Source organism: Neobacillus sp. 114 (assembly GCF_030127045.1).
Classification (GTDB): Bacteria; Bacillota; Bacilli; order Bacillales; family Cytobacillaceae; genus Neobacillus; species Neobacillus rhizophilus.
In genome coordinates, this window is sequence record NZ_CP126144.1 from 1220445 (window position 1) to 1235282 (window position 14838).

Here is a 14838-nt window from a genome sequence, read left to right on the forward strand (position 1 = left end):
AAATAACCTTCTTTTTCCAAATTTTTGATAAAATAAAGAAAACATAAGCAGGGGTTATTTTTATGAAAAAGGTTGTTTTAAAGCCCGTTGAATGGGATCAAAGATTGTCTTTTTTTGATTTGCTTCTTTTAGCAGATGAAAGCGAAGAAATCGTTAACAAATATATACTTGAAGGTGAAATGTACTCCATCAAATATGAAGGGGCCACTGCTGGCGTTATGTTATTCACCTTCCATCCGGACCACGTTGTGGAAATTAAGAACATGGCTATATCAGAAAAGTATCAGGGAATGGGAATTGGCAAAATGGCCATAAAGAAGTCCTTTGAAGTTTATCGGTCTAGAGGATTCAACAAAATGATTGTCGGCACCGCCAATTCCAGCATTGCCAACCTCGCCTTTTATCAAAAAGCCGGTTTTCGAATGTCGGAAATTAAAAAGGATTTTTTCAAAAAATACCCTGATCCAATATATGAAAATGGCATTAGGGCTTTGGATATGGTGTTGTTCGAGAAAAATTTACCATAAACTAACATAATTTTGCTTGAAACTTAAAAACAAATCCAGTAAAATGAAAATTACTCAAATTCGGAAGGGTGAACATTAAGCCAATGAATAACTAATCCTATTTTTAGAAATAATTCGTAATAACGAACATAATTCTGGATAGGATTGGTATGGGCTTTTTTATAAAAAGGTTTAAATGGTACTTGGTGTACTATGACTTTTTGCGCCTGAAAAACCTCCTATCCATTGATCGGATAAGGAGGTTTTTTTATGGAAACAACAAAATCAGACATGACCCTTGGAGCATTGTTTCGAAATCGGGTGATTCAAACAATCCTGCTTTCAACTTTTTTCCTGCAAATCGGGATTTGGGTCCGAAATTACTCGATTTTACTATTCGTAGTAGAAAAAACAAATGAAAATGCAGTAGCCGTGTCGCTCATTTCGGTGGCGGAATTTGCCCCAATCTTTCTATTTTCCTTTATTGGCGGAACATTTGCCGACCGCTGGCGGCCAAAAAGGACGATGATATGGTGTGATTTCCTTAGTGCTATATCGATCTTTGTTGTGCTGTTGGCACTTGTTTTTGGAAGCTGGAAAGCTATTTTCTTTGCGACTCTCGTATCCTCTATTCTTTCCCAGTTTTCACAGCCGTCGGGGATGAAGTTGTTCAAGTTGCATGTGAGGGAAGAACTCATCCAAATGGGGATGTCTATCTACCAAACCTTGTTTGCGTTGTTCATGATTCTCGGTCCTGTTATTGGGACGTTTGTGTATCAACGCTACGGAATTGATGCCGCGATTGCTATCATGGGTGTTGCCTTTTTACTGTCGGCGGGAATTCTATTTTTACTTCCAGCCGATTATGAGGTGGAGGAGAAGGCTGAAAAAACAACCATCACGCAGGAAATGAAAGCAGGATTCAGTTACGTTTTGAACAGTCGTCCATTGACGATGCTTGGCGGATGTTTCGCGGCGGCCGGGTTGGCGCTGGGACTGACGCAACCGCTGGCAGTATTTCTTGTTACAGAAAAGCTCGGCCTGCCAAAAGAGCAGCTGCAGTGGCTGATGGCAGCATTTGGAGCAGGGATGATTTTAGGTGGCGGCCTTACTGTAGGATTGGCCAAAAAGACCCCGCCGCAAATTCTGCTAGCACTAGGAATGGCCATAAATGCAATTGTTTTTATGATGCTGGGATTATCCGAGGTGTTCTGGCTGACTTTAACGGTTCAATTTATCGCTGGTTTATTTATGCCATGTATCCATATTGGAATCAATACGATGATTTTGAAAAATACAGAGGCAGACTTTATCGGCAGGGTAAACGGGATTTTGAATCCGATGTTTATGGGAACGATGGTCATTACCATGACGGCAAGCGGCTGGCTCAAGGAAAAGTTTTCGCTTGTGGCGATGTATGAAACGACTGCGCTGTTATTTATCATCGGGGTGTTATTCCTAGTTCCGCTTTTCAAAGGGGCGGCTGTATTGAAAAAAAGTGAAGAGGTTTAATTAAAATAAGGCTCAGTTCATGTTGAACTGGGCCTATTATTATCAATCTTTAACAAAAACTCTATAACAAATGTTAATCAACCTATATCTTTATTCCATATTTCAAAGCAGTAGAAACCAGCTTTTGAACATCTTGCGGGCTGGGAGGACCATCTGGTGGTGGCGGCAATTGATTGGGAACAGGTACACTTAGTTCCTTCATGAATTGCTCAAATCCAGAGGGATATACAGATAATAATACTCTAGCCGTTTCCGTGTTCACTTTGAAGGTATGTGAAACTCCTCTTGGAGCATAAACATACGTTCCAGGCGTGGCTTTGATCATTGTATCGCCTACGTAGTAGGTAATTTCCCCTTCAAGAATGAAAAAAGTTTCGTCTTCTCTCGTATGAATATGTGGAGGAGGTTCAAAACCTCTTCGTTCCTCTGTCAAAATAGTAGCGTATCGACCTTTTGTATCATCCCCATTTACTAAAAAAGAAACTATATTTCCCAAAAACATGAAAGTGTTATCCTTAGAAGATTGACGAATAAATGGCTTATCCAAAATCTCGCCCCCAATCTTTTACCACATAATAATATGCAATTCGACCCACGAATTATGTCTGTTGTACATTCTTGTTATTATGACTGGTTAAAAATATATTTTTTATGCTCGAGGATAAAAATGGTAAAATAATCATACTAAGATTTTGGAGGAATTCAATGATGGATGTAATTGAAAAAGCACTTCAAATTGCCAGTAAAGCGCATCAACGCCAGTATCGGAAAGGAACGGACATCCCGTATATCGCACATCCGGTTGCTGTAGGAATGCTATTGATGAAGGCCGGTTATCGCGATGAAGTCGTAGCAGCGGGAATTCTACATGATACTGATGAAGATACCGATTACAAACTAAAAGACATCAAACATGACTTTGGTGAAGAGATAGCTGAAATCGTGGCGGGATGTTCCGAACCAGATAAGTCGCTTTCTTGGGAGGATCGGAAGGAGCACACAATCGAATTTTTGAAAAACGCCTCCAGCGATATCCGTGCAGTTGCCTGTGCCGATAAACTTCACAATATCCGGTCGATTATTAAAGATTATGAGCGGGATGGCGATGAGGTCTGGCAAAGGTTTAAATGAGGCAAGGAGCAGCAGGAGTGGTATTATACCAATTTGGTCGAGAGCCTCAGACACCAGGGGTCGTTTAGTTTGGTAGAGGAACTTGAGAAAGAGGTAATCAGGTTGTTTAAGCGTTAGAATTTTTGACGCTCCAAATTTTTAGTCTTCGGGCATTACTTTAATAGAGAATGAAGGACATTTTGAAATGAGGACAGCATGAATTTGGTCTTCATCAAGCCAATGAAGGACATTTTAAACGATGAGCCGCATGGATTTGGTCTTCATCGAGTCTATGAAGGACATTTTGAACCGAGGACAGCATGAATTTGGTCTTCATCAAGCCAATGAAGGACATTTTGAACCAAGGACCCCATGGATTTGGTCTTCATCAAGCTTATGAAGGACATTTTGAACCGATACCCACCCGATTATGTCCTTCATCAAAAAACGGGGGGCACATATAATCCGTCCAATAGACAAACCACCCCAGTATAACCCAAAAATTTTAACAAGGGAGATAAGTATGGAAATAAGACTATTAAACTCAAATGATGCCGCCAGCTATTGGCAGCTAAGGCTAGAAGCCTTGCAGCAAAATCCGGAGGCATTTTTAACAAGCTACGAAGATTCCATCAAACGAGAAAACCCAGTGGAACAGACCGCGCAAAATCTATCAGCAGAAGGAACCTATACATTCGGGGCCTTCCATAATCAAGACCTCATTGGTGTCGTCACCTTAATGCACGAGAAACCAAGCAAAATCCGCCACAGAGCCAACATTTTTGCAATGTTCGTGACGTCTAATAAACGTGTTTCCGGAGTCGGGACTGCCTTACTTACAGCCGCCATTGAAAAAGCAAAAACAATCCAAACTATTGAGAAAATCAATCTAACCGTCACAGCAAGCAATGAAAAAGCCAAGAAGCTTTATACCAAACTAGGTTTTAAATCATTTGGTTATGAAGAAAAGGCATTAATAGTGAATGGTGAATATTTCGATGAGGAGTATATGGTTTTACACCTAAAACCGTAAATAAGAAAATTAGAAAAAAGTAGGTTATTGAAAAATGAATACTAGTTTTAAAATAAACCATGCCTCGCCTTCCCCAATAGAATACATTGAGTTGAGAGTGGAGGGAGGCCTTAGCAGGAAGTCGCTTGAGGCTGCAACAATCGGCCTAAACAACACTTTGTTTTCTGTTTGTATTTATGATCAAAGCACCTTAATAGGATTAGGCAGGGTAGTCGGCGACGGAGGTACTGTTTTTCATATCGTGGACATTGTTGTCAAACCTAGCTACCAAGGTCAAGGACTCGGAAAAGTAATCATGAAGGAAATAATGAATTATCTAGAAAAGAACACTTATCCGGGCTCGTATGTAAGTCTAATTGCGGATGATCCGGCTAATAGACTCTATGAAAAGTTTGGATTTCAATATACCTATCCAAAATCTCATGGAATGTATAAGATGTACTAGATATAGTTTATCGAGTCATATTAAAAGGGGGAGGCCCGAATGCTCAAAAGCAAAAACATCTACATAAGACCCTTTACTGAAGACGATGCAGCATCCCTTCTAAAATTGCAAAAAGAAAACCGACATTTTTTCGAAAAGTTCTCCTATGAGCGCACCGATAATTTTTACACATTAGAGGCCCAGCAAAACAGAATCAAAAAGTATGCAAAGGATTGGCAAGCTGATCAGGCGTATACCTTCGGAATTTTTACAAATGATGACGCTTTAATCGGCACAATCAATCTCTTCCAAGTTCTCCGCGGTTCTCTCCAAAGCGCCTTCATTGGTTACTTTTTGGATCAAAAGCACAACGGGAAAGGCTATACTACTGAGGCTGCAAAGATCATCGTTGATTATGCGTTTAACGAGTTAAACCTGCACCGCATCGAAGCCGGCGTGATGCCGCATAATATTGGCTCTATCCGTGTGTTAGAAAAAGCGGGCTTCCATAAGGAAGGAATCGCTATTAAAAATGTCAAAATCAACGGAAAATGGGAAGAGCATCAGGTGCTGGCGATCATAAATCCCAAAGATGAATAGATGAAAAACCGGCTAGCCTCGATAATTGGCTATGCCGGTTTTAGCAGCTCCCGCTGTCACTAAATCCAAAAAAACTTCCTAAAATCATCGAAAAGATCATGATGTTTCTCTTTTTCTTCTTCCTTGATGATAGTCACCTTATTAGCACGGATAATGACTTGGTCGGCATCAATCACAAACTTTCTCCTGTTATGACGATGTCGGCTCGTTAAGCCTTCTATTTCAATTTCTACTTTTTCATCATCTCTCGATCCACTATACAAGCAGAACTCCCCCTTTCCACCTTGATTTATTAAAATATGCTATTATCAAAAAAAGGCTTGGACAAACATTCTTATTTTTAAAACTGTATCAGTTCAAATCTACAAAAATATGTAACAAACCTCCTTATATTAATAATCTTGTTTATGATAAAATTGTCCTGTAGAGAATGGAGGTAGCTGACGTTGACTTTCTACAAAGCTCTAGTTTTCATACACATTTTTTCTGCCATAATCGGAATGGGACCGGGGTTTATTTTAACAACGGTAGTTAAATCAGGGAAAACAATGACCGAATTGCGCCATTCCTATGCCATTCGAAACAAGCTGCATATCTATGTCATGATTGGCGGTGTGTTACTACTCGTGACAGGATTGGGACTTGGTTTGTTTAATACTGCACTGTTCCGTCAAGGATGGTATCTCATAAGTCTCATTCTCTTTTTGGCTGCCCTGGCAATCGGCCCGCTTGTCTTGTCGCCAAGGTCAAGACCGATTAAAGAGATGTTGAAGTCTCATAAAGGCGACGATATACCGGAGGAGTACTGGAAGTTATCTAAAGAACTCTTCTTCTGTGAAAACTTGGAAAACTTTATTTTTATCATTATCATTACTCTTATGATACTTAAACCTTTTTAGGAAAAATAAAAGTGCAAAGCCCTGCGGTTTTGCGCTTTGTTATGTAGGAGTGTTTTATGAAAAAGAAATTAGCCTATACAGGCACTGGAGTTCTGCTTGTTTTTCTACTGCTATTTGGCACCTACAAATTAATGAATTCACGAACGTACCAGTTATTTGGGGACCTAACGTATAAGGTAGATACAAATCAGAAGCTCGTGGCGTTGACGTTTGACGATGGCCCTTCGGAAAATATTCCGGAGCTTTTGCCGTTATTGGATAAATACAATGCAAAGGCAACCTTTTTTCTTATCGGCAATGAAATTAAGAAAAATCCGGAGGTAGCGAAGGAGCTGGCGGAGGCCGGCCACCAGCTTGGCAACCATACATATTCCCATGAGCGAATGATTTTTAAATCACCGTCTTATATTAAAAAGGAAATTGAATCCACCGATCAGTTAATACATGAAGCGGGCTACCAAGGTGAAATCGATGTCCGCCCGCCAAATGGAAAAAAGCTGGTCGGTCTGCCCTATTACCTGAGCAAACATGATAGAGACACGATTACCTGGAACCTAGAGCCGGACAGTTATTACACCACCGCTTCAGACAAAGTGGAGTATGTCAGGAAAAACATAGAGCCTGGGTCCATCATATTGCTGCACCCTTGGTACAGCGGATCCGCTGAAGAGCTAAAGGCGGTGGAGGGAATCTTACAATCCTTAACTGACAAAGGCTATAAATTTGTAACCGTTAATGAGCTGCAAGAATCAGCAGGTAAGTAATCTATTTAGGGAGGAATTCGTTTTGAAAAGTGCAAATCCATATGTTTTTGTTGATAATTGCCTGAACGTAATGGAGTATTATCAAGGTTTGTTTGGTGGAGACATTAAAAACATCCAACAAACGGAAGATGGCAAGTGTCTGCATGCTGAGCTTCATTTAGGTGATAGCATCATCCACTTCTCTGATACCTTTAGTAAAGTACATGTAGGAGATAACGTGAGAATTACGTTGGAGTGTGAGAGTGAAGAGGAAATTAGAAGAGTATATGACTCCCTTAGCAACGAAGGAAGAGTTACCTTTGCTTTACAAGAAACGTTCTGGGGTGCGTTGCATGCCAATCTGGTTGACCGATTTGGAATTGGCTGGCTGCTGAACTATCAGAAATAAGGACGCGTGAAAATGCTTTACTTCTAAATGAGGTAAAGCATTTTTTAATGCTTTTTATAACCCCAATAAATAACAAGAGCAACTGGAAGGATAAGAGGAATGACAATAAAAAATGAAAAGGTCCAAATGGTACCAAGTAAGAAAACCGCATCACTACAGCCGTCGGATCCGCATTCCGTAGCGCGAAATCCTTTTTCAGAGATGGACGCAAAATAACCAAGCAGCCGTATTCCGAACAGGAAAAACCAAAAGATGATAATGGTTATTAATGGTAAGATAATCTTGTTCAAATGACCACCTCCCTTGGAATGCCTCTCGTATCATTCTGTTCTAAAGATAAAAGAAAGATTCACCGTGCCATCTAAAGAAAAAGCCCTATTTAGTCCGTTCTATACAATTAAACCCAATAATGAAAAGTTATAACCCTATAACAGATTTGTATTTTCTTCCAGATAATGCAACGGTGTAACATAAAGATAATATAGATTTAGGGGGTTACTTTTATGGAGTTAAAAAAACTGTCATGGGCAACGGTGGTAATGGAATCAAATGGAACTTCAATCCTTTTTGATCCGCTAGGGGCGCCAATTAAGGGACAGGACCGGCCGCTCGCTGCTAAATTAGGCGAACCATTAGAGCCTTTAGTTTCACTATGGACCATCAAAAGGCCCGATGCTATTTTGGTTACCCATTTCCATCCGGATCATTTTGATTATCAATCGGTCTTGGATAGCTTTGGTGATGATGTTCAACTTTATCTTCCAAAGGAATCTGAGAGTTATGCTGCTAAATGTGGATTTAAAAACGTAATCGGAGTCAGTCCAAATGAGGATTTTATCGTAAATCATGTAAAGGTTTCGGCCTTTTATTCAGTCGATGGCTTTGGCTCTCCACAGGTTTCATGGATTGTTAATGATGGCGCCCATACGATTGTCCACTGCGGGGATACACTGTGGCATGGGTTTTGGTGGCGGATGGAGCAGCAATATGGGCCAATCCAGGCTGCCTGCCTTCCGGTAAACAGCCCCATCCTCCATGTTGCCGGTTTGAAAGCACAAAGCAGTTTGCCAGCCTGTTTGACGCCTGAGGAGGCAGTTGAAGCTGCGAAAATATTAAGTGTTGAATATCTGGTTCCGATTCATTATGGAACGTTTAATAATCCTCCATTTTATATCGAAGCAGAAAATGTGGTGGAAAGGTTAATACAACGAGGCAATGAACTAGGTGTTAATATAAAAATTTTACGTCCAAATGAACTCCTTTTTCTTGGAGACACGATAAAACAATCTGCCAAATAAAAACAAACAGGAGTGATACCTTTGAAAATTCAATTAATCAGACATGCGACGGTTAAAATCAACATGAATGAATATCATTTCTTAGTGGACCCGATGTTCAGTTCTAAAGGAGAAATGGACCCGGTAGCGAATGCCGCCAATACTTGCAAAAATCCCTTAGTAGAATTACCGTTTCCTATCGAAAACATCCTTGAAGGCATTGATGCTGTCATACTGACTCATTCCCATCGCGACCACTTTGATGATGCCGCAATCAAAACCATTCCGAAGGATTTAAAGATTTTTTGCCAGCCCGAAGATGAAGAAAAGCTGCGTGGGATTGGTTTTTCCAACGTTACAAAAATTAAGGAAGAAGAGAACGGGAATGGGATCCGTTTTACTAGAACGGGAGGGAAGCACGGAACTGGTGAATTAGGCAATCAGATGGGAACTGTGTCCGGGTTTATTATGGAGTCTGCGGGAGAGCCTTCCCTGTATATTGCCGGAGACACCATTTGGTGCGATGAAGTTCAGGAGGCCTTGAAGGAACACTCGCCTGAAATCATCATTTTAAATGGCGGGGAGGCGCAGTTTTTAACAGGTGATCCGATTACTATGGGAATCAAGGATATTGAAAGAGTAAGTGAAGAGGCCCCTTCCTCCAAAATTATTGTGGTTCACATGGAGTCGTGGAACCATTGCCTGTTGAGCAGGGAAGAATTGAGGGGATATATTGCAAAAAATGGCTTAACTAATGTAACGGTCCCGTCTAACGGAGAGATTTTTGAGTTTTAAAGGTAAAGTCACGAGTAACTCACTCGTGACTTTTTTTACAATGAAATTCTGTCTCCCCGGCTATTGGGCTGGGAAGTGACTAGAAATTCAATGTCATTGTCTGTCTCGTTGAAAATTTGATGAGAAACCATTGGCGGCACCTCGTACCCTTCCATTTGTTCGAGAATCACTCGTTTTCCATCAACCTCAAGGGTGGCGGTTCCGGACAAAATGAAAAAGAATTGCCGAGCCTGAACATGGTAATGTCTTTCCTCGGCAGTGTGGGGAAGCATGCGTTCATGGATGATACTCAAATTTGCATCCTTCACTAAATGCCAGCCGTCGCATTGTTGTCCCCAAATGTAGTGTTCCGCATTAGATTTGCTTCGTTTCATTATTTCTACCTCCATTCACCATTAATTGTACATACATTATACTACCTTTCATTAGACAGATAGTTTGTTAATTTCCGATGTTTATCTAAAATGGTAAAATGTTCAAAAGGGCTTTAAAAAGGATGAGCGCTATATGAATATTGATTACTTTCGAAGTTTTGTAGAAACGGTCAATCAAAAAAGTCTTTCCAAGGCAAGTGAGCGTCTTAATATATCGCAGCCGGCATTAAGCAAGCAAATTCGTAAATTAGAAGATTTCTTTGATGCGCCATTATTAGTGCGGTCCACATCAGGAGTCGTTCTTACCGAGGCAGGGGAGTTAGTCTACAAAAGGCTGCCGCAAATTCTTGGTGATCTATCAATTCTTCAAAATGATCTTAACAGTTTGAAGGAAATAAGAAGTTATAGAGTTGGGACCTTGCCAAGTTTAGCAGGCAATTATATCCCGTCCCGAATCTTAAAATTGAAGGAGAAAGGGATCCATGTGGAGGTTGTTATAAAGAACGCCTCTCAAGAAGTATTTGAACTCCTAAAAAATGGGGAAATCGATGCCGCCATCATTGAAGAAATGCCGGTCAATAAAACTTATTGGCAAAAGGAAATTTTTGAAGAGCCTTTATATGCCATCCTCCGCACTTCTCATAAACTTTCTGGAAATCAGTCTGTTCAAATTGAAGAGATTAGTGACGAGGAATTTGTATTGTATCCTTCGTTCTGTACGATTAGGGAAAGTGTCAGCAGGATGTTCCGTGAACAGGAGAAAGAGCTTAAGATTATTAGAGAGATAGATTTTGGTGATTTTTTAATCGGATACGTTGCGGCCGGGTCTGGGATTACCGTGGTACCAGAAATGAGTATCAAGAATCTGGGGAACTCATTTGTAAAAGCCATACCTTTAAACCATTCCTCAGCCAAACGGACAATTTCGCTGATTGCAAATTCGAATACAACTGGAAAAGCATTATATCCATTTTTTAAAAAACGTTAGGGGGATGGGATTTTGTTTAAAGATATTATTGAAACTGAGGCAGAACTGCGGGAATTACTGGGTTCACCAAGTGAACTGGCTTCCAAAAAGGTCATTCACCATTTAGATCATCATTGCGTGGAATTTCTTTCAAAAACGCCGTTTTTGGTGATGTCTACTGCTGACGGGCAGGGGTTTTGTGATGTTTCCCCACGTGGAGACCGGCCCGGGTTTGTCCATGTCTTAAATGAAAAACAGTTCGTCATACCGGAGCGGCCAGGTAACAAAAGGGTAGATTCTTTGCGAAATATATTATCCAATCCCAGAGTTGGACTGCAGTTTTTCATACCGGGGTTGGGAGAGACACTAAGGGTAAATGGGAAAGCTTGTATAGTCAGAGATGAGGAGCTGCTTGAGAAGATGGCGGTTGGAGGGCGGAAGCCGCTTTTAGGGATTGGAGTGGACTTGGAAGAGTGTTTTATTCACTGCGCAAAAGCCTTAAAACGCTCAGGTTTATGGGATACAGAGTCCTGGTTTGAAAAAGAACTGCTGCCATCTGCAGCTAAGATCCTTTTTGCACACGCAAAGCTCCCCAATTCCAGTGTCGATACCATTCAAAAAAGTCTTGAGGAGAGCTATACTAAGAGGATGTATTGATTAAATTAGGGATACGACCTGAGGACAAGACTGCTGTGCAAAAGAGGAGAACTGTCCGAAGAGAGAGGTCCTACGGACAAAACAGCTAGGACAAAAGAATAATGTCCGCAGACAGTGGTCCTACGGACAATACCGCTAACAAAAAGAAGAAAAATGTCCGTAGGGAAGCTCCTAAGGAAGAGCCGCTGGCTACTGATAAGATTTAAATCAACATACATTCATTTATGTAAAAGGAAGTTATCAAAAAATGAAGCATTACGTAGTCGGTTTTGCATTTAACCACACAATGGAGTATGTTCTGATGCTAAAAAGAAACAAACCGCCTTACCAATATCTTTATAATGGTGTAGGTGGAAAAATCGAACTTGGCGAGGATCCGCACCATGCCATGTTTCGGGAACTCCAGGAGGAAACGGGTTTAAGAAAGTCTGATATTCAAACATCTAGTCATTTAACCACGCTGGAATTTAAGGCAGGAGTAAAACTATCCGTTTACTATTTCCAATTGAACCGGAACATTGAACCCTCCCCCACAGTTAAAACAATGGATGAAGGCACATTGGAATGGCTGCATATAGAAGATGACCATTTGCTGGACGCCTCCAACCCCAAAATGGCGGGAGACGGAAATGTTGCCTATTTTATTCAATTTGCTCAAAAATTACATAAAGGAGTTGCCTCTTATTAAAGACAGCAGAAAAAACCTAATCGGAGGAAGACAGCCATGAAAGAAATCCAGGAATTCGCCAAACAATTCCATAAAGAAATGAACTGGGAAATCAGCAATGAAAGCTTTGAGGAAGCCAGGGCTTCTCTTTTAAATAACTACATGCTGCTGACAACAGAAGTGGCGGAGGTCGCGGAGGAACTGAGAAAAGCCTTTAACATGACAAGGACTCTAGTCAATGAAGGCATGGAGGAAGGGAAGGCCTTCGAAATGTCTAAGGATTTTATAAAAGAAGACATCGGCAAAGAATTGGCTGACTGCCTAGCCTACATGCTCAAATTTTATAATTATTTCGGCCTCGACCTTGAGGAAACCTTTTACGCAAAAATGGAGGAAGTCAAGAACCGGCGTAACAAGGATGTCGTGCCAGCAAAAAAATAAAAGACAGGAAGCGCATTCCTGTCTTTCTTCGTTTAGGCCTTAATCTGACCGAACGGTTTTTATTTTAAAAATAAAATAATAATACTTATAAATGACAATTAACAGCAGCACGCTTTTCACGATATAGCTAGGATGAAGGAAAAAAGGAATCGTAATCATCGCATCCGCAAACAACAAAATCGACAGCTTCTGCTTTAGGGTCATCGACCGTTCCCGGACGAAGCTTTCCAAATGGCGTTTATAGAGGTGTGTCCCCTTAAACCAGCGCTCAAACCGTGCTGAACCTTTCATGAAGCAAAAGGATGCCAAGAGCAACAAAGGTGTTGTTGGCACCACGGGTAAAACAATCCCTATAATCCCCAAGCCAAGCGAAATAAAGCCAATCACTATGAAAATAAACTTAATAATACGGTTTTGACTAATCATTGTCCTCGAACTCAAATCTAGTTTTTCCTTCATTATACCCTATCAGAAAATAGGTAAGCTAGAATCTCCGGCATTCTCTCCCGGAAGAAACGATAATGGTGTTCGGCATCTTCCACACTTACAAAGCGTGTATCGCCAATCTGGCTGCTTAAAAGGTCATAGACCTGTCTGGCAAAGCCGAAAAACATCTTGCTTGCCTGGGGATCATCCGTAACTTCTTTCGTACCAATATCCATGTAAAACTTCTCAATTCCAGATAAATCACTGTGTTTAATAAATTCCTCCAAGGTTTCTTGGTTCCGATAAAAGCCTGGCGAAAGTACGGCGATTTTTCTGAATATCTGCGGATAACAACAGGCTGCATAAGTGGAAATGATCGCTCCTAACGAAATCCCAGCCATCGCTGATTCATGCTCAAGTGTCCGGTATTTACGGTCGATGAAAGGCTTCAATTCGTGGACAATAAAATCCAAATAGTCCTCGCCCTTCCCGCCTGAAGGACTGGCATAGCCTAATATTTCCTCACTTAACTTTCCTTGTTTCCACGGGCAGTATTCGTCTATCCGACCCTCGCCCTCAGTATTCAAATCAATCCCAACCACGATAATTTCAAGACCAGATTCCTCTAAAAACTTTTTCAAACCTAATGAAGTTCCGTTAATAGCACCTTCATCCTCAAACACATTCTGCCCGTCGTGCATATAGAGAACGGGATACCGTTTCAGTCCGTTCTGATAGGATTCTGGCAAAAAAACACGAATCATTCTATCCTGCTGAAATGATGTCATATAAAGGGTGAATTTTTCCAACACAATGAACCACTTCCAATCATGCAATCTCCTAAACTTAAATTTATCATAAACACCAATTTTTGCCTAAATTTTTTATATAAAAAGAAGTTAACAGGATTTATAATATGGTTTGATGTGGAAAAAATTCCAGACTATTGGAGTGGTGCGAAATGCTCGCGAGGAAAACGAAAAAGATACAGAGCCAAACGGAATCCATTGCATCCTTGGAAGAGGTGATGATTGGCGGCAGAAAGCAATGGGTCCTATTCAGAGGGGAAAATGTTGACCAGCCTATTATGCTGTTTTTGCACGGCGGACCGGGCACAGCGCAAATTGGATTCGCTCCCAAATTTCAAAAGGACCTTGAAAAGGAGTTCTTAATCGTCAATTGGGACCAAAGAGGGGCAGGATTATCTTACTCTCCCGATGTCAGAAAAGAGGAACTGACCGTTGATATCATTTTAAGCGACACTATTCAATTAATCGAATATCTCCTCAAACGTTTCAAAAAGGAAAAGCTGATCCTCGTAGGACATTCATGGGGAACGGTCCTTGGTATATTGGCTGTTCAGAAGTGTCCGCAATATATCTCTAGCTATATCGGCATTGGCCAGGTGGCCGATATGCGTGCGGGGGAAAAGCTATCATATGAATATACATTGAACAAGGCCCGTGAACTAAAAAATGTGAAAGCTCTTAAGGAACTAGAAGGGCTTGTTTATAATCCTGCTGACATGGACTACTTAAATGTCCAAAGGAAATGGCTGACAAAGTTTGGGGGCTCCTATATCGGGGTCAATGAATTTAATTTGATTTATTCCAACATGCTGTTTGCCAAGGAATATACACTGAAGGACTGGTTTTCTTATATAAAAGCGGGAAGATTTTGTTTGGAGACCATGTGGGAAGAGCTTTTGGCGGTAGATTTCATAACGAATGCGGCGAAGTTGGAGGTGCCGGTTTACATTTTTGCCGGCAGGCAGGATTATCAAACACCATCGCAGCTGGCCAAGCAATATTTTGATGTACTGCAATGCCCGCAGAAAGAATTCGTTTGGTTTGAAAACTCGGCCCATCTGCTGAACTTTGAAGAGCCTGAAAAATTTTTTCAGGAATGTATAAAAATTAAACAAAGGCTGTCATAAATAAACTGAACTCTGGCAACAGAGTTCTTTTTTGGCTAATAGTAAAGTGTAAATTTTCACAA

Annotated in this window: 22 protein-coding genes; 16 read left to right on the top strand and 6 right to left on the bottom strand. The window is 40.9% G+C overall.

Annotation, left to right across the window (positions count from 1 at the left end; all coding sequences use genetic code 11):
• Positions 1–62: 62 nt before the first annotated feature.
• A complete protein-coding gene (locus QNN06_RS06015) occupies positions 63–527 on the top strand; it encodes a GNAT family N-acetyltransferase (RefSeq protein ID WP_213118327.1) in 465 nt (154 codons plus the stop codon).
• 249 nt (positions 528–776) lie between these two features.
• Positions 777–2018, top strand: a complete 1242-nt coding sequence (locus tag QNN06_RS06020; protein WP_217035163.1) for an MFS transporter — start codon at positions 777–779, stop codon at positions 2016–2018.
• Between the two features lie 82 nt (positions 2019–2100).
• Here the strand turns inward: QNN06_RS06020 and QNN06_RS06025 are convergent, their stop codons facing one another.
• Positions 2101–2565 (bottom strand): cupin domain-containing protein, encoded by a 465-nt coding sequence (locus QNN06_RS06025; RefSeq protein WP_217035165.1) that lies wholly within the window; start codon positions 2563–2565, stop codon positions 2101–2103.
• A 158-nt stretch (positions 2566–2723) separates the two neighbouring features.
• On the opposite strand from QNN06_RS06025, the gene QNN06_RS06030 reads away from it, so the two are divergent.
• The 4 genes from QNN06_RS06030 to QNN06_RS06045 all read left to right on the top strand — a co-directional run bounded on the left by QNN06_RS06030 (position 2724) and on the right by QNN06_RS06045 (position 5185).
• A complete protein-coding gene (locus QNN06_RS06030; protein ID WP_349654933.1) occupies positions 2724–3149 on the top strand; it encodes an HD domain-containing protein in 426 nt (141 codons plus the stop codon).
• 502 nt (positions 3150–3651) lie between these two features.
• The gene (locus QNN06_RS06035) at positions 3652–4161 is read left to right on the top strand and encodes a GNAT family N-acetyltransferase (RefSeq protein ID WP_213118323.1); all 510 of its coding nucleotides are present in this window, start codon (positions 3652–3654) and stop codon (positions 4159–4161) included.
• A 34-nt stretch (positions 4162–4195) separates the two neighbouring features.
• Positions 4196–4606 carry a GNAT family N-acetyltransferase gene (locus QNN06_RS06040; RefSeq protein ID WP_284037241.1) on the top strand — a complete coding sequence of 137 codons (411 nt, stop codon included), beginning with the start codon at positions 4196–4198 and terminating at the stop codon, positions 4604–4606.
• Positions 4607–4645: 39 nt separating this feature from the next.
• A complete protein-coding gene (locus QNN06_RS06045; RefSeq protein WP_284037242.1) occupies positions 4646–5185 on the top strand; it encodes a GNAT family N-acetyltransferase in 540 nt (179 codons plus the stop codon).
• A 59-nt stretch (positions 5186–5244) separates the two neighbouring features.
• Here the strand turns inward: QNN06_RS06045 and QNN06_RS06050 are convergent, their stop codons facing one another.
• A complete protein-coding gene (locus QNN06_RS06050; RefSeq protein ID WP_284037243.1) occupies positions 5245–5448 on the bottom strand; it encodes a hypothetical protein in 204 nt (67 codons plus the stop codon).
• A 183-nt stretch (positions 5449–5631) separates the two neighbouring features.
• Here QNN06_RS06050 and QNN06_RS06055 point away from each other — a divergent pair, with 183 nt between their 5' ends.
• The 3 genes from QNN06_RS06055 to QNN06_RS06065 are packed head-to-tail and all read left to right on the top strand — an operon-like array spanning position 5632 to position 7236.
• Positions 5632–6084: a DUF2269 family protein gene (locus QNN06_RS06055; protein ID WP_213118319.1), complete on the top strand. Its 453-nt coding sequence runs from the start codon at positions 5632–5634 to the stop codon at positions 6082–6084.
• A gap of 56 nt (positions 6085–6140) precedes the next feature.
• The gene (locus QNN06_RS06060; RefSeq protein ID WP_213118318.1) at positions 6141–6848 is read left to right on the top strand and encodes a polysaccharide deacetylase family protein; all 708 of its coding nucleotides are present in this window, start codon (positions 6141–6143) and stop codon (positions 6846–6848) included.
• Positions 6849–6870: 22 nt separating this feature from the next.
• Positions 6871–7236, top strand: a complete 366-nt coding sequence (locus tag QNN06_RS06065) for a VOC family protein (RefSeq protein ID WP_213118317.1) — start codon at positions 6871–6873, stop codon at positions 7234–7236.
• A gap of 44 nt (positions 7237–7280) precedes the next feature.
• Here the strand turns inward: QNN06_RS06065 and QNN06_RS06070 are convergent, their stop codons facing one another.
• Positions 7281–7526, bottom strand: a complete 246-nt coding sequence (locus QNN06_RS06070) for a hypothetical protein (RefSeq protein ID WP_213118316.1) — start codon at positions 7524–7526, stop codon at positions 7281–7283.
• Positions 7527–7739: 213 nt separating this feature from the next.
• Between QNN06_RS06070 and QNN06_RS06075 the strand changes: the two genes are divergently transcribed.
• Positions 7740–8534 (top strand): MBL fold metallo-hydrolase, encoded by a 795-nt coding sequence (locus QNN06_RS06075; RefSeq protein ID WP_284037244.1) that lies wholly within the window; start codon positions 7740–7742, stop codon positions 8532–8534.
• A gap of 21 nt (positions 8535–8555) precedes the next feature.
• The gene (locus tag QNN06_RS06080; RefSeq protein WP_284037245.1) at positions 8556–9308 is read left to right on the top strand and encodes an MBL fold metallo-hydrolase; all 753 of its coding nucleotides are present in this window, start codon (positions 8556–8558) and stop codon (positions 9306–9308) included.
• Between the two features lie 35 nt (positions 9309–9343).
• Here the strand turns inward: QNN06_RS06080 and QNN06_RS06085 are convergent, their stop codons facing one another.
• A complete protein-coding gene (locus tag QNN06_RS06085) occupies positions 9344–9682 on the bottom strand; it encodes a cupin domain-containing protein (protein WP_284037246.1) in 339 nt (112 codons plus the stop codon).
• Positions 9683–9815: 133 nt separating this feature from the next.
• Here QNN06_RS06085 and QNN06_RS06090 point away from each other — a divergent pair, with 133 nt between their 5' ends.
• The 4 genes from QNN06_RS06090 to QNN06_RS06105 all read left to right on the top strand — a co-directional run bounded on the left by QNN06_RS06090 (position 9816) and on the right by QNN06_RS06105 (position 12414).
• Positions 9816–10670: a LysR family transcriptional regulator gene (locus QNN06_RS06090; RefSeq protein ID WP_284037247.1), complete on the top strand. Its 855-nt coding sequence runs from the start codon at positions 9816–9818 to the stop codon at positions 10668–10670.
• Positions 10671–10679: 9 nt separating this feature from the next.
• Complete coding sequence (locus QNN06_RS06095) at positions 10680–11306, top strand: pyridoxamine 5'-phosphate oxidase family protein (RefSeq protein WP_284037901.1); 627 nt, start codon at positions 10680–10682, stop codon at positions 11304–11306.
• 247 nt (positions 11307–11553) lie between these two features.
• A complete protein-coding gene (locus QNN06_RS06100) occupies positions 11554–11994 on the top strand; it encodes an NUDIX domain-containing protein (protein WP_284037248.1) in 441 nt (146 codons plus the stop codon).
• A gap of 36 nt (positions 11995–12030) precedes the next feature.
• The gene (locus tag QNN06_RS06105; RefSeq protein WP_217035202.1) at positions 12031–12414 is read left to right on the top strand and encodes a MazG nucleotide pyrophosphohydrolase domain-containing protein; all 384 of its coding nucleotides are present in this window, start codon (positions 12031–12033) and stop codon (positions 12412–12414) included.
• Positions 12415–12453: 39 nt separating this feature from the next.
• On the opposite strand, the gene QNN06_RS06110 is transcribed toward QNN06_RS06105, so the two are convergent.
• Positions 12454–12855, bottom strand: coding sequence for a YbaN family protein (locus QNN06_RS06110; protein WP_284037249.1), 402 nt, complete (start codon positions 12853–12855; stop codon positions 12454–12456).
• A 17-nt stretch (positions 12856–12872) separates the two neighbouring features.
• Entirely contained in the window at positions 12873–13604 is a 732-nt protein-coding gene (locus QNN06_RS06115) for an alpha/beta hydrolase-fold protein (protein WP_254124662.1), read from the bottom strand.
• A 197-nt stretch (positions 13605–13801) separates the two neighbouring features.
• Here QNN06_RS06115 and QNN06_RS06120 point away from each other — a divergent pair, with 197 nt between their 5' ends.
• The gene (locus tag QNN06_RS06120) at positions 13802–14776 is read left to right on the top strand and encodes an alpha/beta hydrolase (RefSeq protein WP_284037250.1); all 975 of its coding nucleotides are present in this window, start codon (positions 13802–13804) and stop codon (positions 14774–14776) included.
• Positions 14777–14838 lie beyond the last annotated feature (62 nt).